Annotated in this window: 25 protein-coding genes and 1 pseudogene; 19 read left to right on the top strand and 7 right to left on the bottom strand. The window is 63.5% G+C overall.

The genetic code is table 11. The features are described 5' to 3' along the window. The first annotated feature begins 1,360 nt into the window (after positions 1-1,360). The 10 genes and pseudogenes from VKT83_10035 (at position 1,361) to VKT83_10080 (ending at position 8,896) form a co-directional block, all read left to right on the top strand. Positions 1,361-1,450, top strand: a pseudogene (locus tag VKT83_10035) (Crp/Fnr family transcriptional regulator). Positions 1,451-1,656: 206 nt separating this feature from the next. Beyond that, complete coding sequence (locus tag VKT83_10040) at positions 1,657-1,782, top strand: hypothetical protein (protein HLY22792.1); 126 nt, start codon at positions 1,657-1,659, stop codon at positions 1,780-1,782. 1,496 nt (positions 1,783-3,278) lie between these two features. Next, positions 3,279-3,668 carry an STAS domain-containing protein gene (locus VKT83_10045; GenBank protein ID HLY22793.1) on the top strand — a complete coding sequence of 130 codons (390 nt, stop codon included), beginning with the start codon at positions 3,279-3,281 and terminating at the stop codon, positions 3,666-3,668. Between the two features lie 326 nt (positions 3,669-3,994). Further along, a complete protein-coding gene (locus VKT83_10050; GenBank protein HLY22794.1) occupies positions 3,995-4,741 on the top strand; it encodes a Crp/Fnr family transcriptional regulator in 747 nt (248 codons plus the stop codon). A gap of 157 nt (positions 4,742-4,898) precedes the next feature. Then, a complete protein-coding gene (locus VKT83_10055) occupies positions 4,899-5,621 on the top strand; it encodes a Crp/Fnr family transcriptional regulator (protein HLY22795.1) in 723 nt (240 codons plus the stop codon). A gap of 90 nt (positions 5,622-5,711) precedes the next feature. Then, entirely contained in the window at positions 5,712-6,392 is a 681-nt protein-coding gene (locus tag VKT83_10060) for a Crp/Fnr family transcriptional regulator (protein HLY22796.1), read from the top strand. Between the two features lie 279 nt (positions 6,393-6,671). Beyond that, positions 6,672-6,902: a hypothetical protein gene (locus VKT83_10065; GenBank protein HLY22797.1), complete on the top strand. Its 231-nt coding sequence runs from the start codon at positions 6,672-6,674 to the stop codon at positions 6,900-6,902. 137 nt (positions 6,903-7,039) lie between these two features. Next, positions 7,040-7,603, top strand: coding sequence for a YSC84-related protein (locus tag VKT83_10070; protein ID HLY22798.1), 564 nt, complete (start codon positions 7,040-7,042; stop codon positions 7,601-7,603). Between the two features lie 115 nt (positions 7,604-7,718). Next, positions 7,719-8,108, top strand: a complete 390-nt coding sequence (locus VKT83_10075) for a YtxH domain-containing protein (protein HLY22799.1) — start codon at positions 7,719-7,721, stop codon at positions 8,106-8,108. A gap of 218 nt (positions 8,109-8,326) precedes the next feature. Beyond that, positions 8,327-8,896 (top strand): hypothetical protein, encoded by a 570-nt coding sequence (locus VKT83_10080; GenBank protein ID HLY22800.1) that lies wholly within the window; start codon positions 8,327-8,329, stop codon positions 8,894-8,896. Positions 8,897-9,598: 702 nt separating this feature from the next. Here the strand turns inward: VKT83_10080 and VKT83_10085 are convergent. Then, complete coding sequence (locus tag VKT83_10085) at positions 9,599-9,733, bottom strand: hypothetical protein (GenBank protein HLY22801.1); 135 nt, start codon at positions 9,731-9,733, stop codon at positions 9,599-9,601. Positions 9,734-10,188: 455 nt separating this feature from the next. On the opposite strand from VKT83_10085, the gene VKT83_10090 reads away from it, so the two are divergent. After that, positions 10,189-10,329, top strand: coding sequence for a hypothetical protein (locus VKT83_10090; GenBank protein ID HLY22802.1), 141 nt, complete (start codon positions 10,189-10,191; stop codon positions 10,327-10,329). 981 nt (positions 10,330-11,310) lie between these two features. Here VKT83_10090 and VKT83_10095 read toward each other — a convergent pair. Next, complete coding sequence (locus VKT83_10095) at positions 11,311-12,102, bottom strand: SDR family oxidoreductase (protein HLY22803.1); 792 nt, start codon at positions 12,100-12,102, stop codon at positions 11,311-11,313. A gap of 156 nt (positions 12,103-12,258) precedes the next feature. Between VKT83_10095 and VKT83_10100 the strand changes: the two genes are divergently transcribed. Further along, positions 12,259-13,146, top strand: coding sequence for a ChaN family lipoprotein (locus tag VKT83_10100; protein ID HLY22804.1), 888 nt, complete (start codon positions 12,259-12,261; stop codon positions 13,144-13,146). Between the two features lie 30 nt (positions 13,147-13,176). Next, positions 13,177-14,424 carry an MFS transporter gene (locus VKT83_10105; protein HLY22805.1) on the top strand — a complete coding sequence of 416 codons (1,248 nt, stop codon included), beginning with the start codon at positions 13,177-13,179 and terminating at the stop codon, positions 14,422-14,424. A gap of 45 nt (positions 14,425-14,469) precedes the next feature. Here the strand turns inward: VKT83_10105 and VKT83_10110 are convergent, their stop codons facing one another. The 3 genes from VKT83_10110 to VKT83_10120 all read right to left on the bottom strand — a co-directional run bounded on the left by VKT83_10110 (position 14,470) and on the right by VKT83_10120 (position 18,637). Further along, positions 14,470-16,281 carry an HD domain-containing phosphohydrolase gene (locus tag VKT83_10110; protein HLY22806.1) on the bottom strand — a complete coding sequence of 604 codons (1,812 nt, stop codon included), beginning with the start codon at positions 16,279-16,281 and terminating at the stop codon, positions 14,470-14,472. 183 nt (positions 16,282-16,464) lie between these two features. Next, a complete protein-coding gene (locus tag VKT83_10115; protein ID HLY22807.1) occupies positions 16,465-16,806 on the bottom strand; it encodes a hypothetical protein in 342 nt (113 codons plus the stop codon). Positions 16,807-16,957: 151 nt separating this feature from the next. Continuing rightward, complete coding sequence (locus tag VKT83_10120) at positions 16,958-18,637, bottom strand: ABC transporter substrate-binding protein (protein HLY22808.1); 1,680 nt, start codon at positions 18,635-18,637, stop codon at positions 16,958-16,960. A 119-nt stretch (positions 18,638-18,756) separates the two neighbouring features. On the opposite strand from VKT83_10120, the gene VKT83_10125 reads away from it, so the two are divergent. Further along, the gene (locus VKT83_10125) at positions 18,757-19,428 is read left to right on the top strand and encodes an aspartate/glutamate racemase family protein (protein HLY22809.1); all 672 of its coding nucleotides are present in this window, start codon (positions 18,757-18,759) and stop codon (positions 19,426-19,428) included. 32 nt (positions 19,429-19,460) lie between these two features. After that, positions 19,461-19,625, top strand: a complete 165-nt coding sequence (locus VKT83_10130) for a hypothetical protein (GenBank protein ID HLY22810.1) — start codon at positions 19,461-19,463, stop codon at positions 19,623-19,625. A 32-nt stretch (positions 19,626-19,657) separates the two neighbouring features. Here VKT83_10130 and VKT83_10135 read toward each other — a convergent pair whose 3' ends face one another. Then, positions 19,658-20,083 carry a PIN domain-containing protein gene (locus VKT83_10135; GenBank protein ID HLY22811.1) on the bottom strand — a complete coding sequence of 142 codons (426 nt, stop codon included), beginning with the start codon at positions 20,081-20,083 and terminating at the stop codon, positions 19,658-19,660. Between the two features lie 726 nt (positions 20,084-20,809). On the opposite strand from VKT83_10135, the gene VKT83_10140 reads away from it, so the two are divergent. The 4 genes from VKT83_10140 (at position 20,810) to VKT83_10155 (ending at position 26,380) form a co-directional block, all read left to right on the top strand. Next, the gene (locus VKT83_10140) at positions 20,810-21,394 is read left to right on the top strand and encodes a hypothetical protein (protein HLY22812.1); all 585 of its coding nucleotides are present in this window, start codon (positions 20,810-20,812) and stop codon (positions 21,392-21,394) included. Positions 21,395-21,481: 87 nt separating this feature from the next. Then, positions 21,482-23,005, top strand: a complete 1,524-nt coding sequence (locus tag VKT83_10145; protein ID HLY22813.1) for a hypothetical protein — start codon at positions 21,482-21,484, stop codon at positions 23,003-23,005. A gap of 338 nt (positions 23,006-23,343) precedes the next feature. Beyond that, positions 23,344-24,027, top strand: coding sequence for an isochorismatase family cysteine hydrolase (locus VKT83_10150; protein ID HLY22814.1), 684 nt, complete (start codon positions 23,344-23,346; stop codon positions 24,025-24,027). A 37-nt stretch (positions 24,028-24,064) separates the two neighbouring features. Continuing rightward, complete coding sequence (locus VKT83_10155; protein ID HLY22815.1) at positions 24,065-26,380, top strand: molybdopterin guanine dinucleotide-containing S/N-oxide reductase; 2,316 nt, start codon at positions 24,065-24,067, stop codon at positions 26,378-26,380. A 21-nt stretch (positions 26,381-26,401) separates the two neighbouring features. On the opposite strand, the gene VKT83_10160 is transcribed toward VKT83_10155, so the two are convergent. Continuing rightward, positions 26,402-26,815: a thiol-disulfide oxidoreductase DCC family protein gene (locus tag VKT83_10160; protein ID HLY22816.1), complete on the bottom strand. Its 414-nt coding sequence runs from the start codon at positions 26,813-26,815 to the stop codon at positions 26,402-26,404. Between the last annotated feature and the right edge of the window lie 58 nt (positions 26,816-26,873).

Genomic DNA, 26,873 nt, shown 5'->3' on the forward strand with positions numbered 1-26,873 from the left:
AGCGGGGAGTACTTAAGATGAGTTGGAACGCTTGAGGAAGGTAGTCCCAGCGCAGTTGTTGCACCTCGCGTGGACGGGTAGGTAGTTGTCGATCGCGCGGCGGCCATCGTCGCTATAGAAGAGAACGTGGTCTGGCTGCCACCGTTCTATAGACGCAATGATCCCGCCACAGATGTAACACCGAGCAGCAGTCTTCTCATGGATCGAACAAGAGACTACCGATGGGCGGACGTCGCCCATCAACCGTGACTAACCCGTAGGTCACAATACCCTCGGCCACGACCATGCCGTCCACCGTGGCGGTCACGTGCGCCTTTCCGAACGGATCCTTTTCCCTCAGTGCAACCACGGTCCTGACGAGCTGGGCACCGGGGCGCACCGCTCGACGAAACCTTACACGTTCGAGATTCGCGAGGTAGATCAGACGGCCATCGATGTTGGGGCGAAACCTAACGAGATCTTGTTTTCTCGTTCCTCCGGGGCGGCCGGGCCGTTGGGCCGGCTGCCCCGGTCCGTTTCAGCAGCCCTCGCAGCGGGGCCCTGTTCCTCCACGCATGCCATTGTGAGCAATTCTGAACAGACAGAGAATTCTCGCCCCGTTAGCATCTAAGTAAGGTGATCCTCAGGTGAACGCGCAGGCTAGCGTTTTGTGCTGGTCGGGTCGATCTCGTCCGTCCACAAGATTCTCGTGATCATCAAACTGCACGAGCGCATGCCTGTCGTGGATACCGCAGGAGAAGCCCTTGCGATGCTGGGGCAGGAGAACAAACCAGTAACGCGGTCACAGACCAGTAACGCGCACTGTGCGCGAGATTCGGCCAGGGTTCACGGAAGAGGACGGATATTCATTCACATAGTGGGGACAATGGAGGCGACAAGATGCCTGGACGGACGAGTGCGATCCTGATCATGCTCCTGGTATTCGGATTGTCGGTTGGCGCCGCAATGGCTCAGACGTATCCACCGGCTCAGCCGCCTAGTTCGCCCAGCGCGCCCAGTCAACCCAGTGCACCGAGTCAGCCCAGTGCACCCAGTCAACCCAGTGCACCCAGTCAACCCAGTGCACCCAGTCAGCCCAGTGCACCCAGTCAGCCCAGCGCACCGAGTCAGCCCAGTGCACCCAGCCAGCCTGGGTCAATATCACCCAGTGTAGTCGCGATCGGAGTTGTTGTTGTCCTAGCGTTGATTGTGTTCGCGATTCTGGCTGCGACGCGCCGTCGAAGCGATACCGTCATCATTGACCGTACTACGGGCACCCCGCCAACACGTTAACGAAGTGGTCTTTGCCACGTACCATGGGAAGGGTCCTGGAGCTCAAGGCGGCCACCAGGGCCCTTCTTTCGATCGCGGGTGAGGCCACTTCATGAACAAGTTCAGGAAACTAGGCTTCATCGAATACAACGGCGGCCTATCGATCCACAGTTCTCTCTTCGGCGTCATCCTGCACGACCGATTCAACCCCAAAACGTTCGACCCCAGACGAGTCTGCAATTTTGCACAGACAGGCTCGTATGAATCGTCGCATCGTTTTCTAGTGAGAGGGTGTCCGCCGGAGGTGGCGCTGATGAACCGTGAGGGGATTCTTTTCATCGCGCTCTGCCTTCTCCCTCACCTACAACCGGTTGATACGCCGTCTGGATCGAGGAGGGAACGCTAATGCACCACGTACGTGGAATCGGCACCGTGGTCCGGGCCCAGTGGGTCCGCGACGTCCAGATTTACGTCGGGACGATTTGCAAGGGGTGCGGCGTCGACGAGGGCTTGGCTGCGTGGTACGTATGAAAAGAGACACTACACACGCCTCGCCCCTCAACGGAACTGGGCGATCGTCGTTCCGAGCGCTGGCGTCGATCCTCCGGCGCCCCAGCCTGACATGGGCGCTTTCCCTGGCACTGGTCGGATGGAGCGTCGCGGGCGTTGCGGTCTTGGGTGATGTGCAGGAGCATCAAGTCGCACGTAGCTTGGCCGCTGCGGCCGGGCTAACGGCGATTCCAGGGTCCGGCATCGAAATTGTGCTCACAGACGCCGCCAGTGCGTCCTCATCGGGCGCAGATCCACGCGTCGCGTTGGTGCAAGACGGAGATGTGGTATTGCTGAACATGATGTTGTGGTATGGCGGGGCGCAGGCCGTCGCCGTCAACGGAGAACGAATCACGGCACAGACTACAATTGTATCGTCCGGTCCAACCCTCCTGATCAACGGACGCCGAACGGTCGGGCCATTTCACGTGACGGCGATCGGCGACCCGGTGGTGCTCCGAGGGTCAGTAGAGGCACGTGGGGGAGTCCTTGACAGCCTGCGTCAATCTGGTCTTGGCGTGCACGTCACTACGAAACGGGCCATGGTCGTTGCGGCCGGAGCCAGTGAGCAGTGGGGACACGTGTTCCCTCCGCGCGATTCGCCAACTCCGCGTGCCGCTCAGATGGACACCCCGTGACTGGCGCGATGACGAGGAGGTAGCGGATGACCTCGGCACGGCTATCCGCCCGGCGTCGAGCAGGCAGGCCCACCTGATCGCCGCGCAGCAGGCCAGGTCCTGACGACGCTTTAGGGTCTGGAAGACACCCGGGCACGACGGATCTTAATGAAGGTCCCTGCGTCATCTGTGGGCTTCTCTGGCGCGGCAGTGGGACCCTTAGAGGCAGGGTACGCTTGCAACGAACGCCTGATGCGGATCGGACCGCACCGCCGCCGTCGAGTGTTAAACTCGCCCACCCCAAGCGAGTGAGGATCGTCCGTCCAAACCTCGGTGTCCAAGATGCGAATGCGTCACGTACACAAACCACAACGGATTCTGGCGCCGAAAATGGACGCCGACATGTTGGAGTCGTGTCCCGGTTCGAGCATGGCTGGGGTTTTGTCGACTGCGCGGAACTGAATCGTACCTTCTTCGTGCACTACAGCGACGTTGAAGGGGCGGGGCTTCGGTTGCTTGAGGTCAGCCAAGGATGCCGGCAACGAAGAAGAGGACATGCCGCAGCTCAACTCGTCTAAAGTGTTTCGTCCGCGGTCATCTACCTGAAGGACCACCACCAAGCGCGTAGACGGGACCGAAGCCCGGGGGTGTCGGGGGGGTACAGGTCGGGCGGGCGCCGGCCGCCGATCCACGCAACTCAGAGGGGGACTCGTGGGAGCGCTCTGCCCAAGAGCGGTTCACTCCCCGACGGGTCGGTGTGAGATTTTGCACAGACAGTCCCCCTTGACCCTGCCAGACTAATCTCGCTGTTGCGGCCGGGGCATGCCTGTACGTCAGAGGCGGCGGAGGGGGGTATGTGCGATGGTGCAATTCTCTCCCGAGATTCTTCGCACATGGTCCGAGGACATAGCGTCCGGCTCCATCCTTCACGTGCTTGGCGAGGTGGATCTCTCATCCGCCCCGTCCTTGCGAACGACGCTCATGGGCCTCATCGGTCGAGGACGCCCCGTCATCGTAGATTGCAGCGAACTCCAGTACCTGGACATGAAGGGCGTTCACGTGTTGGAGGATTGCCATGAGAGGGCGGAACAACTGGGCCATCGTTTTGTGCTGGTCGGGTCGATCCCGTCCGTCCACAAGATTCTCGTGATCATCAAACTGCACGAGCGCATGCCTGTCGTGGATACCGTAGGAGAAGCCCTTGCGATGCTGGGGCAGGAGGGAACTGCCCCAGCATCGCACACGTCGTGAGCTTTCGCTTATAGAAGGCCCCCTCTCGTTGCGCTTGGTACGGACGCAGGTAGTGGCCGCGGCGAACGCGGTGGGTGCGGCGGAGTCTGGATGCGGGACGGGTTGGAGTTAGCGGTGGGTGAGGCGCTGGCGAATGCCCACGACCACAGCGGCGCTCCCGGCCCTATGGAACTGGCGATTGCGTCTAAGACTGCGTCGGTTCGCAGTGACCGTCAGGCTAGGACCCGTTCACCCACATCGTGTCGGAGGTGACTCGTGCCCGTTGAAGTCGCACCTTAACTAGACACAAGGAGACGAATCGCCTGCGCCAATGGCGGCATGACCAAATGACCGAGCCTTCAAGTCCCACTCAACTGAGCATCCCGTACCATCGGGATGCGATCTGGAACGTTCGTGATCTGCGGCTGTTTGAGACGCTGACGCCTCGGCAGCTTCGCAAACTCAAACCGCTTTTTGAGGTACGTCACTACCGGCAGGGTGAGGTCCTGTTCCAGACAGGCGACACGGGGAATATGCTCTATTTCGTCGAGAAAGGGGCGATTAAGGTCAGCCTCATCTCGGCCGAGGGCGATGAGCGTATTTTGGACATTTTCAAGCCGGGGGACACCTTTGGCGAACTCTTCGTCAGTCAGGGTCACCATCGAACGGCCACGGCTCAGGCGCTTTCGGCCGCGGTTGTACGGACCCTGACGGAGGATGCGTTCAAACGGATGATGCAAGTGGTGCCGGACGTGTGTCATTATTTCGTGCGTTCCCTCGTCGAGGACCAACGGCACACGCTCGTCCGTTTGGAAGCGGTGATGCACATGGGAGCCGGGCCTCGCTTGTTGACGTTTCTGCTGGACTTGGCTCAGCGTTGTGGCCGCCGAACAAACGGTTACTCAACGCTGGTGCCGGGCCGGATTACGCAGGAAGAGCTTGCCCGCATGGTGGGTCTCAATCGGACCACCGTCACGTTGCTCATCAATAGGTATCGCCGCAAGGGCGTCCTCGGCGGCCGAAGGAATATCTTGCTGATTCATCCTGCGCGCGCACGCGCGTTCCTCCAAAAGGCTGGGCTCACGCGCGCCTAACCCAATTCCGGCGCCCTCATCTCGAGAGGGCGGGGCCTTTGCGCCAACGCGAGAATGTTGCTGTCATTGCAACAACATTTCCTCCCGCCGCAGTATATCCTAACGTCTGAGAACAATTGGATTTCCGAAACCTCGATGCCGGTCGGGAGGTGTCGCGGTGGGAAGAGAGGCGCGCGGCCGAAAACGGACTGAACTGCGGAAGCCGCAGACACGGAGAGCGAGCATCCGCAAAGAAAAACTTGACATCACGACATTCTTCCATGGGAAAGGGTTCACGTCACTTGAGTATGGGGAACAACGCTCCGTTTTTTCCCAGGGGGACTCCGCCACTGCTGTATTCTACATCCGCAGCGGACGGATCAAAATCACGGTCGTGTCCAGGCAGGGGAAGGAAGCGGTCGTCGCGCTTCTCCAAGCCGGCGACTTCTTTGGTGAAGGCTGCTTCGTCGGCCAGCCCTTGCGAATGACGAGTGCGACCGCGATGACGCCCTGCGCGCTCTGGAGAGTCGAGAAGAGCACACTCTTGCGCCTCCTCCATCGCAACCAAGAATTTTCAGACTTCTTTGTCGCGCACCTATTGACGCGGACCATCCGCTTGGAGGCAGACCTCGTTGATCATCTCTTCAATTCGGCCGAGAAACGGCTGGCGCGCGCCCTTCTGTTGCTGGCTCACGTCGGCGACGCGCGGGAGCTCCCCGTCGCGCCGAAGATCAGCCAGGAAACGCTCGCAGAGATGATCGGCACGACGCGAGAACGGGTGAGTTTCTTCATGAACAAATTTAGAAAACTCGGGTTACTCGACTACAATGGCGGATTGCGTATTTACAGCTCGCTCATGACCGTCGTCTTAAATGACCAGCCTGATGATCACAACACGTAGATCACCCGTAGCCCTGCTCCTTCTAGAGATTTGTCCCTAGAAATCCGAGTTACCGAGTTCACCTCATCGAGCGGTGGGGGGAGGGCACCGATGGCAAAGAGAGAAAAGGCGCAGTTTCCCCATCGACGCGTGCTCGAGCAGCTCAGCGAGGGCAAGCGCATCCTCGGGTATCACAAGAACCGCATTCTCTTCGCGCAAGGTGATCCCGCGGACGCCGTTTTTTACATTCGAGAGGGTAAGATTAAGCTGACGGTCACATCCCAACAGGGCAAGGAAGCGGTAGTGGCCATCATCGGCGCCGGCGACTTTCTCGGGGAAGGCTGCCTCGCCGGGCAACCGCTACGGATGGCGACCGCCATCGCCATGACCGATGGTTCGAGCCTTCGCATCGAAAAGAAAACGATGAACGACCTGTTGCACCAACGCGGCACGTTCTCCGAGGAGTTCATGGCCCACTTGCTCAGTCGCAACATTCGAGTTGAAGAGGACCTTGTCGACCAACTGTTCAATTCCAGCGAGAAGCGGCTGGCCAGAACGCTCTTGCTGCTGGCGCAGTTTGGCAAAGAGGGCAAACCTGAGACCATCGTGCCGAAGATCAGCCAAGAGACGCTCGCGGAGATCGTGGGTACGACGCGGTCAAGAGTGAGCTACTTCATGAACAAGTTTAGACGGTTGGGTTTCCTCGAATATAATGGCGAAATGAACATTCACAGTACCCTCTTGAACGTCATCCTCTACGACAAGACCCCGGAGTCCCGGCGCGTCGAGTAGCGGCGTTCCAAATCGGGCGCCGTCCTGCCAGTCATTCCGCGCCTGCGCAAGGTGAGCAGTTTTGTTTAGCTCCCAACGCACCGTGATACCACGTTTAAGACTGTGATGGCGCGCAGTTCGCGGAGCTGAAGCCAAGGCCGGGATCGCGTCTTGCTTTCCTGAATTGTGAGCAATCTTGAGCAGACGGGAAATTCTGGTCTTGTTAGCATTCAAGTGAATCTCAGGTGAACCGTCAGGTCCTCCTGTCGCGTCCGGCAACTCAAGGAGAGGTGGAAGATCATGCGAAAGTTCGCGGTCATCGTTCTTGGTGTTGTGATGCTCTCGGCAGCGTTGTCGGGTATCGCGTCGGCGCAACAGTACCCGAGCGTCTCCAGTCTCGCTGCGTTCAGCGCGTCGACGAACTACATGTCCCAGGCCGGGTACCTCAGATACCTGATGCATCAGCAGACCGGCCAGTGGTTGACGTATCAGGAAGCTGGACGGATTGTGCAGCAGCAGCGCGGCCAATAGCGCTGATAGACTGCGTCAACGGCATACGGCCAGGCTTCCGGGTTTCTTCTGCGGGAGTCTGGCCGTAGATCAGTGGGCGTTACCGCCCCAAGGGGCGCGACACGAGCGGGAGCACGATTTCGAAGGGGGCAACAACGATGAGAACGCGCAGATTCAGCAGGGTAATTGTTGGGGCCATTTGTCTTTCTCTCTTGGGCAGCTTGCTGCTGCCGGGCGTGTCCCAGGCGAGGACGGCGCAGCAGATTGACGCGAGCGTGAATACGGCGCTGGCCCGGTTCACGCACCAGGTGCGAGGATCCAAAGAGTTCCTCCAGGACGCCAAGGGTGTCCTCGTCTTGGCGGATGTCTATCAGGCCGGGTTCGGGGTTGGGGCGGAATACGGCGAGGGCGCGCTGCGCATCCACAGCAAGACCGCCTCGTACTATAACATCAAGGCCGGATCGGTCGGGTTTCAGATCGGCGCCCAGAAGAAGGACATCATCCTGGTGTTCCTGCAGCAGAAGGCGCTCACGGACTTCCGGGCCAAGAACGGCTGGCAGGCGGGCGTTGACGGATCGGTGGTGCTCGTGAACCTGGGGGCGCAAGCCTCCATCGACTCCACGAAATTCAACCAGCCGATCGTGGGATTTGTGGTGGGCCAGGAGGGTCTGATGTACAACCTGACCCTGGAGGGGTCGAAGATCTCCAAGATGCCGAAATAGGCCATGATGGCGGCGGACGTGGTCGCGCCGTCCGTCGCCAATGCTGCGGGGTTGCTGGCCGTGGTGCGCGAGGGTATGCAGCGGGTGTGGCCTCGACGCGAGAGGAGGAGGATTCATGACCGAACGCCGTGATTTTGCTGTTGGGATCTTTATCGGCGGAATGATCGGACTGGCCTTCGGACTGCTGTTCGCGCCGCAGGCTGGCAGTGACACCCGCGACCGCATCCGGCGGGAAAGCGAACGTCTTCGCGACCGGGCGAGGATGACGGCAGAGGGCGTCGCCGAGCAGGCCCGCCGGGCCGCCGGCGACCTGGCCGACCGGGCGCGCACCGGCGCCGATGACTTGGTATCGCGCGCGCGGGACGCGGCCGGCGAGGCGGTGTCACGAGGCCGGTCGGCGTTCGAGGAGCGGGCCGACCGTCTCCGCCGCGCGTGCGATGCGGGGCGTGACACTGCGGGCGGCACCCTGGAGGAGTCCACGCACCTTGGCGAGCCGGAGAATTGACGAAGCCACAACCGACAACGCGTCAGCCGCAACAGCAACAGCCCGCGACGCGCCAGCCAGCGGGCAATTCACAGAACCAGCAGTGTAGAGGTAAGGGGCAGCAGCCCTGCCCGAACCAGGGCGGCAATCAGGGTGGGGGGGAACAAGTAGGTTCGTTCCTCTTGGCCCGGGCGCAGTACTTGGGCGCCCGGGCCAAGTAGGGTAGGGGGTGGTGTCGGATGCAGTGGCCGGAAACGCTCGGCGTCCCGTTCCTGCTGATCGCGTGCGCACTCGGGATCACGACGACCGTGTGGACTGGCGAAGCGGCCGCGGTACCAATGCGTACGGTGCACGACTCAAAGAACGTGATCGCCATCACCGTGCCAACGACATGGCAGATTCAGTCGCCGAGCGGCCGCGCGGCACTCAAGGCGACCGCGCCGAGCTCGGGCTCCGGGCTGCCGGACACCGTCGAGGTGGTGGTGCACATCGTGCCAGCGGAGGTTACGACTCCCCTTGCGTGCGAGAACGAGGCCGCGTGGGTGACCCAGCACTTTGCGCACATTACCCCCGTGACCGTGGCGAAGGCTCCCGTCACGATCGGCGGGGTCCCCGCGTATTCGTGGACGTACACGTGGCAGGCGAGCACGACGGAACACCGATGGAGCCAGCAGGTGTGCATCGTGCGGCAGCACACCGCCTACGTCGTGACCGGAACGACGAGCAACACGCCGGCGGCACGGGCGGCTCGGGTCCCGCTCTTAGTTCAGATCATCGACTCGCTGCGGATTCTGACGCCCAAGATGTAGCTCCACCGGCCGGGTCGCTCGTTTCAATCCTCACCCAGACGCGCTCCGTGCCGCCATAAAACCGCGGCGGCTCACTTTCAGCAAGTGGGGCGACCTGCGCCATCCTCAGTGGTTCTCCTTTTTTCTTTCGGGGCGAAATGGCTTGGGAGACCGCGAACTGGCGATGTCGGCCACTCGGATCCCCAGACCGCCTTCTCTTCCGAGGAGCACATGGGGGTCGCAAGCGAAGACGCACGGTCCTCGCAGTGCAGCAGAGCGTGTTTAGCCGGTGACGACTTACCGCTCCCCTTCGATTCCAACACTACGAGGCTGAGTCTTGGTGACGCCAAGCAAGTGACTCCACTCATCTGCGCCGCCTAAACCACCCGAAGAAGACAATCCCCACAAGGACAACTATCATCAGTATCGTGATCATGGTTCGTCCCTCCTAGTTGCGCGGACGTTCGGCGGGCGGGGACGGCACTCCTGGAGTGCGCGTCAGGGGGGCTGGAACACCGGCGAGGGGCGCTCCGGTCGCGCAAGGAGCAAAGACGGACCTGGACGCGGCGGATGTGTTAGTCCTAGCGCCGATCGCCCTGCCGCACCGGAGCGTCCTGGAAGTTGTCCCGTGCAGGCCCCGGACGTTGTAGTTTACGGCCGGTATTGCGGCCGGTAGCGATGTCGGTAGTATTCGCTGGTACTACGTCGATATGGTCCCATGCTTTACGGCTGGGTCGCCGGCCGCACCGATGAATGGTGGTGTGCGATGAGCCACTGGCCGCCGCGGTTCACGACGAGCCAGGTAAAGCGCGCAGGATCCGGGCTCGCGACTTGTCCGACGTGATGCCGCCTTCTCATGCGACACCTCCCCCCCAGCATACTCGCGTCAGCCACCTAGCACGCAGGTCGCGTGGAACCCGTCGATTCGTATCAACCTCCAACCACGCCTCTTCATCTCGCCACGGCGGTTGCCAGTGATTTCTTCGGTCGAATGCGCGCGAACGGACTGGGACGGATCCAGCCCGGAAACGATTCGATGAGTGCGCGGGGCCCCGCGACCTCCATTAGCCGGCGGTGCAGGGCTTCATCGTACGAGAACTTCCGCAGGTGCCAGTCCACCAGGGTAGCGGAGTCGGTCGTCACGATGAGATCTTCCGGAGCTCCGGGATACGCGGTACGTGGGCGGACCAACGCACACTTCCACAGTGACCACGAATCTGCCGCCTACGTGATTAGCGGGACGCTCGTCTTTTGGTCCGGCGATGGGCTCGCCGAGAAGGTAGTCGCGGGGCCGGGGGATTTCCTGTGCTGGCGTGCCGCATCTGTTCCTGAACGGGAGCACGACCGAGCCCGTGGTCGCCGTGCTGGCCCGGACCGACCCGAACGAGCACGAGAGTACAACCCTGCTTCCTGAGCTCGAGAAGCTCAGCCACCTGGCGAGCGCATCAGCCTAGGTTGGCGGAGGTCGTCTTCCACCGCGTGTACTAGCGTCAAAAACGGGCTAACGTCGTCGGTGGGTAGGAGGCGCTTCGGCTAGTCGGCCCTGATCGTCCCTTCCTCCAAAATCTTCACACAACGTCGCATCTTCGTATACAGCTCAGGGCCAAACGCCATCATGTTGTGTTCCCGGGTAGCGTGCTCAGCACAGAGTTGCATGACCTCTTCCAGGCTTGAACCCCGGGCCTGAAAGTCGCAATCAGTGCCTGCGTCACGGCAATTGATGAGATACACTCTTGCCATATCGATCCTCCCCCAGGGGACTCACTGACCTTCGATAGGTACGGCCGTGGCGCCCACCACCCCTGCAGCCGCCCTCAGTACAAGTGCCGGAGGCTCGCGGACGCGTCGGGTATCTTAGGTCGACCCGCTCATGGCACCCGCCAGTCGCGCGCCACTCCCGTCAAGTGCCATGCAGTCAAGTCGCCATAAGCCCCCCGGCTCCGGAAGGCCACCGCCTTTCCGTTTTCATCCTCGACTTTGACGGCAGCCTTAGATGACTGCGACGAGAGCCATTTTTGTGCCTTTACCAACACCCCTTCGGGGGTAGACTCTTTCGTTACACGGAATGTCCGCTCCTTATATTCGTATTGTGTGAGTCGCGTCGTCCTCCGCACCGTGAGTGCCTCCTGAGCCTGTTGCCGGGTGATCGACTAACGCCGCCCGTTCCCGGTCAATCCCGACGCGGGCGCGGGCCTCGGCCGTCAGACATGAAATGGGCGCGACCTCTCCCCTGAACGATTAACCGGTCGCTCCCCCTCGTTCGGCAGGCTGCCTCACCCGCTCTCCGCGACGAGAAGGCCCTCCGTGCCGACCCGGCCAGGCCCGCGATTTGTCCACAATACCCCCAGGTTATCCGAACGCCAGTTTGTCATGATGAGTGAGATACGTAAGCGTCTCTGGACAGAATACCTCATTGAAGATGGCATCCAATACACCTATCGCGACAGCCGGACGGTCAGTGGCGCGTTTGTCCGTCCGCAGTGTGAGCCGCCGCTTACCTGCAGATTGGCACCGGTGACCCACGAGAGTTTTTCCGATGCCAGCATCAGCACGGCCTCCGCGACGTCCGAGGGGACGCCGGTGCGTCCGAGGGGCGTCATCTCGATCATGAGGTTCAAGTACGGATGTGTCGCCTCACCTCGGCGCAGTGGGGCCTCGGTGACCACCCCCGGACTGACGGCATTCACGCGGATGCCGCAGGGGCCCAACTCGGTTGCGAGGACCTGCGTAAGCATATCGATCGCCGCTTTCGATCCGCAATATGCAGCGGCGCCCGGGCGCGCCGAGGTGGCCGCCCCCGACGAAACGTTGACGATCGAACCGCGAGCGCCCCGCGCAACCATCTGGCGCGCCGCAGCGCGACAGGTCAGAAAACAGCCCTGTGTATTCACCAGGAAGGGCGCCTGCCAGGTCGCGAGGTCCATGTCAAGGATCGGGGCATTAGGAGCGGTGCCGTGGCAATTCACTAGGATATCGACCGGCCCCAACGACGCTGTAACGTCGGCAAGCATGCTCTCGACATCCGCCTCGCGACTTACATCCCGAACCACCGCGATCGCTGTCCCTCCGGAGTTCTGGATCGCGGCAGCGACTGCGGCCGCGCGAGGGGTATCGAGATCGCATACGGCCACCCGGGCGCCTTCGCGGGCGAACATTTGGGCGATGCTACGCCCGATGCGTCCTCCGCCGCCGGTCAGCCAGACGACCTTGCTCTGATACTCCGTCACCGAAAGCTCCTTCCAGGCGTCCGAATCCAGTGGCGCAATTCGTCAAGACTGTGGTTAGTGGCGCATCTTGGTTCACCTGCCTGGCGAGGCGCCATCAGGTCTTTGTCGATCTCGAATCGAAGCGTGTATCCAAATGAAGATTGCGCGTGATCTGGCATGAGCGCGGCATCGCCCGGGGCGATTTGCGTAAGCGTGATGCTTTCCCTCGGGGCAGCAGGGCCAACCGTCGCGCCGGGCCTCTACGGCGGTTTCACCGCCCAACCGGTAACCCTCGAGGGCGCGTTGCAGGACGTGCGTTCAGGGGAGGTCGTCGTTATCGGCGAGCAGCATGACGTGCCGGCGCACCACGAAAACCAGCTCGCCGTCCTGCGGGCGCTGAAGAATCTCAAGCTCAACGTCGGCGTGGGATTCGAGCTGTTCTCCTACCCCGATCAACCCTGGCTGGATCGCTACTTGGACGGCGAGATACCGGAATCTGTGTTCCTGCAGAAAGTTCATTGGGACGGCCTTCTCTTTGAATGGTACCGGCCGCTGATCCTGTTCCCGCGCGAGGCCGGCGGTCAGGCACGTGCGTTTAACGCACCGGCGCATCTCGCCGCGGCGTTGGCGCGACAGGGGCTGGTGCGGCTCTCGGCCGAGGAACGGTCTTGGCTGCCGCCGGGGTTCCGGCTGGGCAATGCGCTGTACTTCGAGCGCTTCGCAAGAGAAGCGCGGCAACACGGTGCCATCACAGCGCCGCAGACTCGCAGGTTCTTCGCCGCGCAGAGCGCGTGGGACGACACGATGGCGTGGCAGGCGTCTGAGTACCTGAAGGCGCACCCGGACCACACACTTGCGGTCATCGTCGGCGATTTTCACGTGAGTTACGGGGGCGGCCTGCCGGATCGGCTGCGGAGCCGGAGCATCACGAACATCCTCGTTATCTCTCAGGTCAATGGATACGGGCTAAGCGATGGTGAGGTGCGCCGGTTGCTGGAACCGGATCCGCGTTATGGCGCGCGGGGCGATTTCGTGTGGCTCACACGGGAACGACCGCGCCGCTAAATGCGCCGAGCGAAGGTCGCAACCAAAGTGATGACCGATTCTACGCAAGACGCATCGGCACCCCACGCGAGCGGTTCGTTCACGGCGCCGGCCGGCGATGCGGACGCGCACGCTAAGTCCTTGCTCCCACTCAACAACCTACTGCAACTCTTGACGAACTGTGCCTGGTACATCGGCACGCCGTTCATTCCACTTTACCTCGTGTCGCATGGTGCGTCCGTGGGCGTGGTTGGGGTGGTCGCCGGCCTATCCGGGATTGTGCCGCTGGCCGTGGCGCTTCACGTGGGCGGTCTCGTCGATGAGCGCGGCCCCACCGTCGTCTTTGTGGGGGCCGTGGCGCTCTTCGGCCTCGGAGCCGCAATGCTCGCGGCATTTCACGGGATCCTCGAGGTCACCATCGCGTATACGCTGCTGGCCGCCGCCAACATTGGGCTTGCCGTCGCGTCGCAGGCCGTCGTCGCCAACGCGAGCACCGACGCGACCCGCATCAGAAATTACGGCTACTACGCGGTTTCTTACTCCGCCGGCGCTGTCGTTGGTCCCGTGATCGGAGGGGTTCTCGCCGCCCGGTTGGGCTATACGGCGACGTTTCTTGCGATGGCGCTGTTGATGTTGCCGTCGCTCGCTGTAGCCTTGATGGTGCGAGGTGCCCGAGTTTCAGATCATCGGAGCGGCTCCTTTTGGGCCGTCCATACGGTCGTGGGCACAATTTTGAGCAACCGTGGGGTCGGAGCGATTTTGTTCGTGTCCGGCATTATGAATTGCGCCCAGGCGCTGCAGAGTACTTTCTATCCCCTCTACCTCTTGAAAGTGGGGTTGTCGGCGACGTTGATAGGCTTTGCGATTGCCGCCATCAGCCTGGCGTCGATGGGCGTCCGCATGCTTCTGGCGAGCGCGGTGGCACAGGTCGGTCAGATGGGTGCTTTGGTCGGTGCGATGGTCCTCAGCGCTGTGGCGTTTGCCTTAACGCCGTTTGCCCGGCAGTTTTGGCCCCTCCTCGGCGTATCTGCTCTCATGGGTGCGAGCCTGGGATTTACCCAGCCGCTATCGATGAGCTTGCTCGCAGAGTCGGTGGCTCAACAGTTTTGGGGAGCCGCGTTTGGGTTTCGGCAGAGCGTACAGCGGGTGGCCGGCATTCTCAGCCCGTTTGCGTTCGGCGTTGCGAGCACGGCGCGGGGCGTTGAATCGGCATTCTATCTCGGCGCGCTGGTACTCCTCGGTGCTGCCGGCATCATGACAAAGGTATCCGACGGGTTCGGCCGCCGTCCCGAAGGATAGTCGGCGGCCGGCCCGGGATCCATCGGAAAAGGGCTTTGCTTGGGCTTATCCATGCGCGACGATGCGGCAGAACGCAGCCGCAAGCTTCGGATCGAACCGGGCGCCGGATTCGCGCTGAAGCGCGGCGATCGCGTCGCGATAGTACAGCTTCGGGACGCCCGGTCGGCCCGTGATCATCTCGCCGTAGGCGTCCACCACGGACAAGACCCGCGCGCCGAGGGGGATCGCCTCTCCCTTGAGCCGGTCTGGATGTCCGGCGCCGTCCCAGCGCTCAAATCGATGGCGGAGAATCGTCGCGACATCGCTCAATCCCTCGGCGTCCTTGAGCATCTGATGGGCGACGGCGGGCTCTCTTTCGAGCATGGTCAGCTCATCATCCGTCAGGCCCGCCGCCTTCTTCAGCGTCGCCGCGGGCACGTCGATCTTGCCGATGTCGTGGAGAAATGCAGCGCGGCGCGTGGATAGGATCTCGGGGTCGGAGCACTGAAGCGCACGCGCGAGCGCTTCCGCCCAGTCTGCCAGAAGTTTGCTGAAGTTCGCGACATGGCCGTTGTGCGCATCCAGACGCCGCGCCACCGCGACGATCTGTTTGTCTGCGTCCGGTGCATTCGCCGCCCCGGCCCGCTCCACGAGATCGAGATAGGTCGTCGCGCCGCCGGCCTCCTGGGGCTGCGTTCGCGCGGCCTTCACGTCCGGAACCGGCGTCTGCGTTTCTTCTGCTCGTGCGGCTCGGCGGTCGCGTGCGGACGCGTCGTCCGCCGCTTCCGGCTGTGCCTGCCTCTGCGTGGCCCGCGCGCGCTCTGTTTCCAGCGCCCGGCGCTCGGCGTTGACCCGGGCGGCCTCCGCGTCCAGCGCGGCTCGGTCTCCGGCGAGCCGGGCCTCCCGCGCCTCCAGGTCTCGTCGCAGCGTGTCGAGCCGAACGTTCTCTTCGTGCAACCGGCTTCGGCTTTCCGAGAGTCGTGTCTCCTCGTTTGCGACTTCCGCCCGCGCGGCGGCGAGCTGTTCCCCAGCGCTTTCGCGGCGCGCTCTCTCGGCCTCTACGTCCTGCCACGCCGCCGCGAGCTTCTCACGTTCGCCCGCAAGCCGCTCTGCGTCGGCCTCCAGCGACGCGCGGTCCGCGGCGAGCCCGGCTGCCTCGGTTGCAAGGGCTTGTTGCGCGGCGGCCACGCGATCGCTCTGCTCGTTGACGTCGGTCCGGCTCTCGGCCGGAATCGCGCGTTCGTCCGCGGGGGCGGCGCCGATGTGCGACCGGGGCGGTAGTTCCGCCTCGAGCGTCTGATGCTCGTCAATGCGGCGCGCGGGTCTGCCGGCAGGGGGGGTATGTGTGTCCGCGCGTTCGCCGAGTCCGCGCGCGGCGTCGCCGACGGCATGGGCGGCCCCCTCGCCGAGAGCCGCCGTCGCCTGTGCGGCGAACGCACGCATGCCCTTCTGTTCCTCTTCCGAGCACTCGTGGGGCGCATCGTAGTAGTACGCAAGCGCGGCGATAACCCGGCCGTCCCGGCCAAGCGGCCACACGCACATCGACCGGAAGTTCTCTCGTACGAGCGCGGCGTGATCGGATGACAGTTGAAGCACGTCGCGCACAATCCACGGCGCGGGATCGGTTCTCCGCCTCGTTTTCGGCAGATCCATGCATGCGAGCTCTGGATGGCGGAGAATATGAATCCAGGGGTTGATGCCGTTTGGCGTGACGAGTTCGGCGACGTACCGCTCGGATAAGTTATGCGTCCATGGGCAGGTCACGACGCCGGCCGGTGACCGGAAGAAAATCGCGGCGTGGTCCGCTTCGGTCAAAGCAAGCAGGGCGCGTGCGATTGCCGCGACGGGGGATTCGGCCGGTGCGGGGCTCGTGAGCATCTCACCGGCCGCGGCGAGACGGACCAGGAACGTGCGCTGCGCAGCGCCATCCGCCGGCGCCGCACCCCCCGGCGTCTCGACCGTCGCTTGTGGATTCATATTGTGTCCCACGCTCGCAACTCGTCTGTAGGAATCAGTCCGTCGGGTCGGCGCGGCGGCGCAAACCTTTCGTGAAGTTGTGTGTCACCCGACCCGTGGGGACCTTAGACGACCGAAATCTGGGAACTGCACGGAGGCCGGGTGGGCCGGCTGCCAATAGAAATGGTAGGCGAGAAAGGCCGAGGCAGCCAGCAAAAACAGCATGGTCGCGGTATCCAATTCGTAAAGTCCGAACACTCCTCCGGCCAGGAACGCGGTGAGGATCGAGATCGCCACGGCCGGCCACAAATGGAAGATCCCGTTCATCATGTGCTCGCCCCAGTAGGACTCGCCGGTATCCAGTTGCGCCTCCGCGATACCAACGCCCAAGATGCTGACGACGAGCAGCATCGCGATCACGAATACGGACAGCGGGCGTGCGCGCACGTTTCTCTCCCCCGGGGCTGCCGGGATCCGGCACTGCCGATCGCTGAGCGATTCAGGCCCCCGGCATCATGATGCCCCGGCTAGACGGCTTTCGGACGCCGCCCAGCGGCACTGCGATGGCGCATGATTCGCGGCCATTGAGCGGTTGCTGTTATCCCGCGAGCCACACCCGGTTGAGGAACGCCAGTGCCGTCCGGTAGTCGGTGGCCGGCCATCCCTGCACCCGCTTGTTGATCGCCTGAATCTCGTGGGGGTGGTAGAGGAAGTTGGCGGCCTGTTCCTCCGCGAGCCGCCGGTACAGCCGCGCGTAGATCTCGCGGCGTTTCGCGGCGTTGAACGTGACGAGCCCCTGCAGGAACAGCCGGTCGATTTCCGCGTTGGAGTACCCCCAGATGTTAAGCGAGCCGTTCGTCTGGAAGTATGAGTGCAGGTCCGGGGTCTGCGGCACGATGTAGTAGAAGCAGAACGCCTCGTACTCCTCGGTGACGTGCTCGCGGCGCACGAACTCGGTGAACTCGAGCGGCTGGAACCGGACGTCGATCCCAATGTCCCGGAGGTTCTGCTGAACGATCAGCGAGGTGTCGATGCGCTCGGGCTGTCCCTGATCGGTGTTGAACGTGAACACGAATTTCCGGCCGTCCTTGGCCAGGATGCCGTCCGCGCCGGCCCTGAAGCCGGCCTCGTAAAGCATTTTCTTGGCCCGCTCCGGATCGTAGTCGAACGTCGGCGCGTCCTTCACGTACCAACCCTTCAGCGCGCTGGGAATCGGACCGTTTGCCAGTTCCGCTCGTCCCCGGGCGACCTGTTGGATGATTCCTTTCGTGTTGATCGCGTGCGCGAACGCCTGACGGACCGCGCGTGCGCCCCACCACCGTCCCAGCGTCGGGCTCTTGTCCGTTCGGTAGTTGGCGCCGAAATACCGGAAGTCCATCACCGGCTGCTCGGTGATCGCGATGGTGGGGGTGCCCGCGAGCGCGGGAATCTGGCCGACCGTTGGGAACGCGATGTCGAGCTCGCCGGTCTTGACCTGCAGCACCGTGGAATTCAGGTCGCGCACGACCTTGTAGATGATCGCGTCGAGATACGGCCGTCCCTCGTGATAGTTGTCGTACACGGTGACCGTGAAGTGGTCGCCCGTGACGTGCTCGCCGAACTTGAACGGCCCGGTGCCGACCGGATGCTGGAGGAACGCCTGCGGGAACTTGGTGGCGTTGAACTCCTGCCCCTCCAGCAGGTGCTTGGGCATGATGAACGCGATGTAGCACAGGAGCTCCAGGAACGACGAGTACGGGGTCTTCGTGGCGACCCGGACCGTCAGCGGGTCCACGACCTCGACGCCGGTGACGGGCTCGAAGTTCCCGCGCAACTGGCTGTTGATCTTGGGATCCGCGTACGCGTCGATCGTGTACTTGACGTCGTCCGCTGTGAACGGATGGCCGTCGTGCCACCGGACGCCGCTCTTGAGATGGAACGTCCACGTCAAGCCGTCCTTGGACACTTCCCAGCGCTCGGCAAGATCGGCTTCCGGCGCCCAGTCCGCCGGCCGGAGGCGCACCAACTTATTGAACATGGCGTTGTTCACCATCAGGTTCTGGATCAGCCCGATGGGCGGCCACGGCGTGATGTTGGCGTTGACGGGTATCCGGAACGTACCGCCGCGTCGAGGGGTGGGCGCGGCCGACGCGCGTTCGATCTGCGTCCACGGCGCCGGCGGTCCGGCGGCCGCGAGCCCGAGGCCGGCGGCGCCGGCAAGCAGCCCGCGTCGCGTCAGGGTGCGGCGTCGTGCGGTGACGCCGGAGACCGCGGGGATCGTGCGCACGGGACCGGGCATCGGCGTGTCACCTCGCGCTGCGCGTCGAAGACGCACGTGTCCGTCCGGGCAGGCCTGCGAGATATTCGGCAAGGAGGCGCTCGGCTCCGCCAGAAGTACACGTGTGGAGGCGATGTCCGATGCCGCATATCGTGTACCTCGAGTCCGTGACCGGATACGGCGCTGCCGAGAACACCCGCCGGCTCGAGATCCTCCGCGGGTACCTGCGTCCCGGGTTCACGATCGAGCTCCTCAACCCGACCGACGGCCCCAAGATCCTCGAGCGGCGGGAGGACTTCGAGCAGGCCGGCCGGGCCGCCCTCGCGGCGGTCACGGAGATCGGGCCGGATCGCTGCGCGGCGATCATCGCCGCGGGCGCGGTGGATCCGGCGCTCGCCGATCTGCGCGCCGCCGCCAAGGTTCCTGTCATCGGCCCCGGGGAAGCCTCGTTGTTCCTCGCCCGCATCGTGGCATCGCGTCTTGTGATTCTCACGGTAGAACCCGCCGTGCCCGCGGCTCACGCGATGATCAAGAACGTGCCGGCGCGGCCGAACACCGTCGTCGTCCACACGATGAAGACGACGGTGCGCAAGATCCTGGCCGACCTCGACGCGGGACGCCGGTTCATGCGCGAGGAAGCGGCCGCCGCCGTGCGGGAGCACCGCGCAGACGCGATTTACCTCGGTTCGATGACGCAGGGCACGCTCGGTATCGCCGAAGACCTCCGGACGCAGCTCGGGCTTCCGGTCCTCGACCCTTTGCCCATTTCCGTCTACGCGGCGCAGGAGGCGGCCTCGACACTCGCCCACTGAGCGTGGGCCCGCAGTCTGATGGAGGGGGAGCCATGATCGCAAGCCCGCACTTCACCCCTGCAGACGCCGAGTTGACGCGCAAGATCGGGATCGTCAACCTGCACGACGATTTTCCCCTCATCATCGCGAAAGAGCAGTTCGAGGGCGTGTACGACTCTCTACGGCGGTACTGGCTGCCAAATTTTCGTGCCGGTTGACGCAGTCGTTCGGCCGGCGGGCGAAGCTTTCTTCACAAGAACGGGTTTACTGTCCGAACGCTGCCGTAGAGACGGTCATGCTGGAAGTCTTCGGACAGAAGTTCCGACAGGCCGAAGTGCTCCGCATACGCCCATAAATGCGCGTCGAACCAAGACAGCTGGTACGCCACGGCCCCCCGCAACGCGGTCCTCAAGAGCATCTCGTCGGGGTACAGTACCGTAAACTGTCCCACCATTTCCTCGGCTTCTCGGAGCGCATCGTGTGTCGAGAGAAGTGGTGCCGCGCGTCCAAGCGGCCGGGTCGCCGCCGCAACAAATTCCATGATCGCCTGGTGAGGAACCCGGATGGAATCTTCCGCGATCCCTCGCCTCAGGATCTCAGTTGCGACCTTTTGGCGGTCCGGGAACCGTGGGTCGAAACGATAGACGAGGATGTTCGTATCAACGAGCGCGGCCACGACGATAAAGGTCCTCTCGGTTCCACCCCCGGCTCTGTGCCGATGCCGCGGGGGAGCGATTATTCCTTTTCCGTTGTCTGGCCGTCGCCAAATCGAAGCGGCGAAGGCGCTCGGCAAGGCTCACTGTCTTGATCTTCCTCCCCGGAGGGACGACGCGAATCAGGTCCCCGGAAGCGAGCCATTCGATTTCGTCACCCGGGCGAATACCGTAGAGATCCGCCACCGCCTTGGGAACCGTGACCTGAAGCTTCGACGTCACCTTGGCCATATCCTTACAATAGCAAGGATATGATCCTTGTTCAAGTGTCGTCCATGTTGTGCGCACAATACGGGGGGACACTCGGCGTCTGTGGAATTATTGACATCGAGCAAGTCATTGCAGCCGCACTCCATGCGGTTCCGCGTGAGTCTTGGCGGGGCGGATGAGCGGTCGCCCGACCCCTTGGTGAACCCAAGGATCCCAAAGATAGGCCTTTGCCGAACTCGAACAAGGGGTAGGAACCTATCGAAGTGCGTGATGGCGTTGGGAAGACGCCTCGAGGTCGATGGACCGCGTTGGCAGCAGGAGACTCCCCGCCGCGTGCAGAGCGAGACCGTCATCTCTGGCATCGGGGTCTCGTTGTCACGTTGCTCTACACAGCCGCCGCACTCTTGGCTTTGTCGCCGAACTGGCCGGGACGCATTCTGTACGATGGCAACGCGCCTCCGCTTCCCTACCGATGGGTCGTGCCGCCGCCCGACCTCCGTCGGGGGAATCAGCTTCCGACGCCGGGCACTGCGTCCATCCCGCTCACAGTCGCGGGTTCCGGTTCGGCCTCGATTTCGACCGACGATGCTCAGGTCGCCGTCGTTGTTCCGGAAGCCGCGTTTGCCGGCCGCGCGGATGAGACGTCCGTGCAGGTCCGGATCACGCCGGTCGACCCGAAATCCTTATCGTCGCCGCCTCCCGGCCTGCGCTTCGACGGCAACGGCTACGCGATAGTGGCGGCGTACGCGAGGTCCAGGGAGCTCGCCGTGCTGCGCAAGCCGGCGACGATCGTGTTGCGATATCCTATGCATGCAACCATATTAATGCGCAACATCGGTCAGGAATGGCGGCCGCTTCCGGCCAATACGGTTCCGTCTACATTGCAGATTTTTGCGACAACGAATGCCTGGGGAACGTTCATCGCTGCGGCTCCAGGGGGATTGAACCAGAGATCGTCATGGACCACCTATGTCGCGGCAACGGGCGCCCTGCTCGGCGGGCTTTCCATCGGCTGGCTCCTGAGGTGGCGCGCCTCGCACGCGGGTCCGTCTGGCGGGCGCTGAAGACGTCTCGCGGAGGATATGTCCGAGAATCCTGAGAAACGCCGTGTCGATCGACGTTGTACAGATGCATTCCTCTGGGGGGGACGGATGAAGTGTCGCGACACGCTCGGTAAGTGTATCTGGTCGGTTATCGCGCTTGCGCTCATCACCGTCGTTCTTTTTGGACCACCGACGGTCGCTCTCGGGCAGGGAGTCGGCACCGAGGCCATCACGCCGAATCCACCCGGGGTGAACTTTTTCAATCTGAGCTTGCAACAGACGCGATCGTTGTCCCGCAGCAAGAACTTCCAGGTTGTCGGCCACAGCTATTTCAAGGGACCGTGGCTGGCGCCATTTGCGCAGGCGACGGGCCTCGGCGCCGGATTCAACACCCTGCGCGTTCATGACGGGGTCGCGTACCTCGCCGGATACGCAAGCCCCGTCACGCTCTTTGGCGTTATCATCGCCGATGTCCACGATCCGGCCAATCTCAAGCCCCTGGCCGTGATTCCCTGCAAGCCCGGCACCCGCTGTGCGTACCTCAGGGTCAACTATGCCAAGCACATTCTGGTCGTGGGTCACGACACCAACGGCGACAATCCGCGGAAACCCCCCACGGGCCAGCTGGCACAGGCCGGGTTGGGATTCTACGACATTTCGAACCCGCGCGCCCCGAGGGGCCTCGGGTTCATTGTCACGCGCGAGGGCGGCGCGACCCACGGGTTCGACATCGATGACCGCTACGTTTATGGGTGCGCGAACACACCGGAGACCGCAAACCCGAAGTTCGGGGGCGGCAATCAAGAGTTGGTGATCGTTGACTACGGCAATCCCCAGGCACCAAAACTCGTCAGTACATTGCACATTCAGGGGCAGCACGAAGGCGAAACGTTTGCAGCCCAGGACCAGACGAATCCCGACGGCACGCCGCAGCACGTTTGGTGCCACGAGGTCATCAAGCACAAAGATCGTTTGTACATAGCGTGGCGCGATGCCGGGTTGGTCATTGTGGATGTTAGTAACCCATCGTCGCCTCGCATCATCTCGCGGCTCGATTACGTGCCGCCGTTCAGCGGAGGGAGCCTCGGAGGGGCCCACACCGCCGCGCCGGTGATCGCGAATCCCACCGAATACCCGAAGCTTCTGGTGCTCAACGATGAGATTTTCGATTGCCCATCCGGGGTGACTCGGATCGTGGACATCTCGAACCTGTCGAACCCGCAGTTCGTGTCGAACATGCGCATTCCGGCTGTAGACGACAATTACAATTACAAGACCGGAAAGTTTGTCTGCTCTGGGACGGTGCAGTCAAGCCACCTCCCGTGGTTTGATTACAGATCACCGGGGCTCGTGTACCAGGCGTGGTACGATCAGGGCCTGCACGCGTGGGATATCTCGGATCCGAACACTCCCAAGGAGATCGGGTATTACTTCTCGCCCCGATATCCGTGCGTCGGTCCCTGTGGAGGTGGATTCCCCGGGGCCGTCAATCAACACGGCGACCGTCACACGCGCGAGGTCTTTCAGGATCCGGCCACGGGCCTGCTGTACGTGACGGACGGCAACGGAGGCGGACTGACGGTGCTGCGCTGGACGGGACCGATTCCGCGACCACCCTTGCCCGTTCGGTGAGTGGTGCCCGCCGGGGGACGAAGCGCGGCTGGCGGAACTTCTGGCGCGATGCCTGGAAAGCGGCGAATGTTGCCACCGAAGTGCACTCGCTAACCCCAGGGCGGTCGGAACATGCTGGTGCGGCTCCCCGGGACCGGGGAGCCGCACCGCGCCGGTCCTGAGCGGGTACCCAGATTCCACGTGACCAATACGCTCGGGTCCGTCATTTTAGACTTCGATGGCCTGCTGGCCGACACCGAGCTTCCGACTGTAGGCGACGCCAGGCGCCAGCCCGGCCTCGTGTTGGCCGAGCTTCTACGACGTCGTGGACCAAGTCAACCTGTGACGGGGAGCAGATCGTGATTATCTACAAAGGCCGGCAGATTCCGGAGACCTTCGAAGAGATTGTCGATCCGCGGCACACCGCCCTCATCGTCCACGAGATGCGGAACGATCTGCGGGAGATTGGAGCGGCCGACAAGGACGGGAAGATGATTCGCATCGATTTCGACTCCATCGTCGCCCCGATCGGGAGACTTCTCGCGGCCGCGAGGGACAAGAACATGCGAATCATCTTTGCCGGGTACATGGGGCACTCGACCGAAAGCCTGTATTCGGATGTGATGGTCTGGCGGCATCACAAACGGCTGCTGGACCCTAAGACCGCGCCGGCGGCTCCGGGCGTGGTCGAGAAGAGCCGCGGGTGGCAGGTCATCGATGAGCTCAAGCCGCGGGAGACGGAGATCATCCTGGCGAAGCCGCGCGTCGACTGCTTTATCGGCACCAACTTGGAGCTCTTGCTGCGGTGGAACGGCATTCGGACGATCGTCATCGCCGGCGTGGGCGCGGAGGTGGGCATCCTGCCCACGACCTTCCACGCGATCAACCTGGGCTTCTTCGTCGCGGCGCCGGCGGACTGCATCCGGGGGACGGCGCGGGAGTGGACGGGCGACGCGATGAAGTTCATCGGCGGCAACGAGCACGGCCCGCTGGCCCTTGTGCAGCCGTCGTCCGACATCATCGCGGCGTGGGAACGGTACTGAGCCGGTCCGGTCGAGACCGCCGGGCAAGGAGGACCTCGTGACATCCGCACTGCGTCCGCACAGCTCCCATTGGGGCGTCTTTACCGCGGAGGTCCGCGACGGCGACCGCGTGACGGTCCATCCGCATCCGCTGGACCCTGATCCGTCGCCGCTGCTTGCGAATATCCCCGGCGGCGTGCGGCACCGGACGCGCGTGGCGCAGCCGATGATCCGGGCGGGGTGGTTGGATCACGGCCCCGGGCCGGCGGACGGCCGCGGCGCGGAGCCGTTCGTCCCCGTCGGTTGGCCCGCGGCAATTCGATTGCTCGCGGACGAGCTCAAGCGCGTAATCGGTCAATACGGCCCGCAGGCCATTTATGGAGGATCTTACGGCTGGGGCAGCGCCGGGCGATTCCATCACGCCCAAAGCCAAGTCCATCGCTTTCTCAATTGTCTCGGCGGCTACACCCGCTCGGTTCAGACGTACAGCCTCGGCGCGTCGCGCGTCATCCTGCCCCACGTCATCGGCACGCACGACGAACTGCTCCACTCGGCGACGGCCTGGCCGGTCATCACGGCCAACACGCAGCTGGTCGTCTGCTTCGGCGGGATTCCCCTGAAGAACGCGGCGGTCAACTCCGGCGGGGTGACGCGGCACACCGTGCGCGGCCATTTGCGAGAGGCCGCCCGGCGGCAGGTGCGATTCGTGCAGTTCAGCCCGTTGAAGGATGACCTTCCGGAGTTTCTCGAGGCCGAATGGCAGCCGCTGGTGCCCGGCACCGACGTGGCCGTCATGCTGGCGCTCGCGCACGTGCTCGTCACGGAGCGATTGCACGATCGGGACTTTCTGGCCAAGTACTGCGTCGGGTTCGAGCGATTCGAACGCTATCTCCTCGGGCTCGACGACGGCCGGCCGAAGAGCCCCGAGTGGGCCGAGTCGCTGGCGCAGGTGCCGGCGGATACGCTGCGCGCGCTCGCCCGGCGGATGGCGGCGTGCCGCACGTTGGTGACGGTGAGCTGGTCGCTCCAGCGCGCCGATCACGGCGAGCAGGTGCCGTGGATGGGCGTCGTGCTTGCGGCCATGCTCGGACAGATCGGGCTGCCGGGCGGCGGGTTCGGCTTCGGGTACGGCTCGGTGCAGGCCGTGGGGTCGCCGCGCTCGGCGCCGGTGCCGACGCTCCCGCAGGGCTCGAACCCCGTCGAGACGTTCATCCCCGTGGCGCGAATTTCGGATATGCTGCTGCAACCGGGCGAGGAGTACGATTACGACGGGCGGCGCCTCCGGTACCCCCGGATCCACCTTGTCTACTGGTGCGGGGGCAACCCGTTTCACCATCATCAGAACCTCGGACGGCTCCGCCGCGCGTTTCAGCGTCCGGACACGATTGTGGTGCACGAGGCATTCTGGACGGCCACAGCGCGCCATGCCGACATCGTCCTTCCGTCCACCATCACGCTCGAGCGCGACGACATCGCCGCCTCGCCCAACGACGGCTACCTGATCGCGATGCACCAGGCGGTGCCGCCGTACGCGGCCTCGCGAAACGACTACGATATTTTCGCCGAGCTCTCGTCGAGGCTCGGGGCCGGTGACCCGTTTTCCGAGGGACGCACGGGAGCGGAGTGGATCCGGCATCTCTACGAGGAGTGGCGGGAGTCCGCCGCGGGAGTCGCGGCCCAGGCGCCGCCGTTCGACGAGTTTTGGCGCGCCGGCAGCGTCGAGCTGCCGGTCGGCCCGGACGACGCGGTGCTCTTTTCGGCGTTCCGGCAGGATCCCATCCGCGCGCCGCTCGCCACCCCGAGCGGCCGGATCGAGATCTTTTCAGCCAGAGTCCACAGTTTCGGCTACCAGGACTGCCCCGGTCATCCGGCATGGCTCGAGCCCGCCGAATGGCTGGGCTCTCCGCTCGCCCGCCGGTTCCCGCTCGTCCTCATTGCCAACAACCCGAGGACCCGGCTGCACAGCCAGTTGGATATCGGGGAGTTCAGTCAGGGGGCGAAGATCAAGGGGAGGGAGCCGATTCGTCTCCACCCCGAGGACGCCGCCGTCCGCGGAATCTCGGACGGCGACGTCGTGCGCGTGCACAACGAACGCGGAAGCTGCCTGGCGGGCGCCGTCATCAGCCGCGAGATTCGACGGGGCGTGGCGCAGCTCTCCACCGGCGCCTGGTACGATCCGCTCGACCCTCGAGCCTCCGCGCCGATGTGCGTCCACGGGAACCCGAACGCCCTGACGTTCGACAAAGGCACGTCCCGGCTCGCGCAGGGATGCAGCGGTCAGCAGTGTCTGGTAGAAATCGAGCGGTGGGAGGGCGCGCTTCCGCCGGTCACCGTGCTCGACCCGCCCGCGATGGAACGCAGGCACGGCCTCTGAGGCGCCGGGGTCGTACGTGGGTTATGCCAGGAAGCGCCGCCGCAGCTGCGGTGTCGGCACGCGGCAGGTTTCGGACTTCCCGAACCACTTGTACCGGTGCCGCGCGACCCAATGGTACACCGCGTCCCGCACAGGCCGGGGAATGATCCGGAGAAGCGCGAAATACCGCCACGGACTCCCGAGGCGCCTGTAAATCTCAAGGATGGCCGTCGAATCCGTATACGCCCGGCCGTCCGCCACGAGGATGATTCCGGCAAGATCCCGGCCGGTCCAGCGCAGCGTGTCCAGCACCGCCCGTCCTCCGGCCGATTGCTGCGCTCCGAAAGAAAACGTCTCAGACCGATCGTGGTCGATGACGAAGTTCACCCAGGCGTTGCAGAGATTGCACACGCCGTCAAAGAGGATCACCGCGCCGGGCTGGGGTGACGCGCTCATTCGGTCGGGCACCGAGATAGACATTCACTACGGGCAACCGCCATCAGCCGGCGCGTAT

The sequence above is a fragment of the bacterium genome, from assembly GCA_035308905.1.
In the GTDB taxonomy this organism is placed as follows: domain Bacteria; phylum Sysuimicrobiota; class Sysuimicrobiia; order Sysuimicrobiales; family Segetimicrobiaceae; genus DASSJF01.

Bases quoted from the DNA above. Each gene is read 5' to 3' on its own strand.
- VKT83_10040 (HLY22792.1), top strand. From the start codon at position 1,657: ATGCACCACGTACGTGGAATCGGCACCGTGGTCCGGGCCCAGTGGGTC.
- VKT83_10045 (HLY22793.1), top strand. From the start codon at position 3,279: ATGGTGCAATTCTCTCCCGAGATTCTTCGCACATGGTCCGAGGACATA.
- VKT83_10050 (HLY22794.1), top strand. From the start codon at position 3,995: ATGACCGAGCCTTCAAGTCCCACTCAACTGAGCATCCCGTACCATCGG.
- VKT83_10060 (HLY22796.1), top strand. From the start codon at position 5,712: ATGGCAAAGAGAGAAAAGGCGCAGTTTCCCCATCGACGCGTGCTCGAG.
- VKT83_10065 (HLY22797.1), top strand. From the start codon at position 6,672: ATGCGAAAGTTCGCGGTCATCGTTCTTGGTGTTGTGATGCTCTCGGCA.
- VKT83_10070 (HLY22798.1), top strand. From the start codon at position 7,040: ATGAGAACGCGCAGATTCAGCAGGGTAATTGTTGGGGCCATTTGTCTT.
- VKT83_10075 (HLY22799.1), top strand. From the start codon at position 7,719: ATGACCGAACGCCGTGATTTTGCTGTTGGGATCTTTATCGGCGGAATG.
- VKT83_10080 (HLY22800.1), top strand. From the start codon at position 8,327: ATGCAGTGGCCGGAAACGCTCGGCGTCCCGTTCCTGCTGATCGCGTGC.
- VKT83_10085 (HLY22801.1), bottom strand. From the start codon at position 9,733: ATGAGAAGGCGGCATCACGTCGGACAAGTCGCGAGCCCGGATCCTGCG.
- VKT83_10100 (HLY22804.1), top strand. From the start codon at position 12,259: ATGAGCGCGGCATCGCCCGGGGCGATTTGCGTAAGCGTGATGCTTTCC.
- VKT83_10105 (HLY22805.1), top strand. From the start codon at position 13,177: ATGACCGATTCTACGCAAGACGCATCGGCACCCCACGCGAGCGGTTCG.
- VKT83_10110 (HLY22806.1), bottom strand. From the start codon at position 16,281: ATGCTCACGAGCCCCGCACCGGCCGAATCCCCCGTCGCGGCAATCGCA.
- VKT83_10120 (HLY22808.1), bottom strand. From the start codon at position 18,637: ATGCCCGGTCCCGTGCGCACGATCCCCGCGGTCTCCGGCGTCACCGCA.
- VKT83_10125 (HLY22809.1), top strand. From the start codon at position 18,757: ATGCCGCATATCGTGTACCTCGAGTCCGTGACCGGATACGGCGCTGCC.
- VKT83_10130 (HLY22810.1), top strand. From the start codon at position 19,461: ATGATCGCAAGCCCGCACTTCACCCCTGCAGACGCCGAGTTGACGCGC.
- VKT83_10145 (HLY22813.1), top strand. From the start codon at position 21,482: ATGAAGTGTCGCGACACGCTCGGTAAGTGTATCTGGTCGGTTATCGCG.
- VKT83_10160 (HLY22816.1), bottom strand. From the start codon at position 26,815: ATGAGCGCGTCACCCCAGCCCGGCGCGGTGATCCTCTTTGACGGCGTG.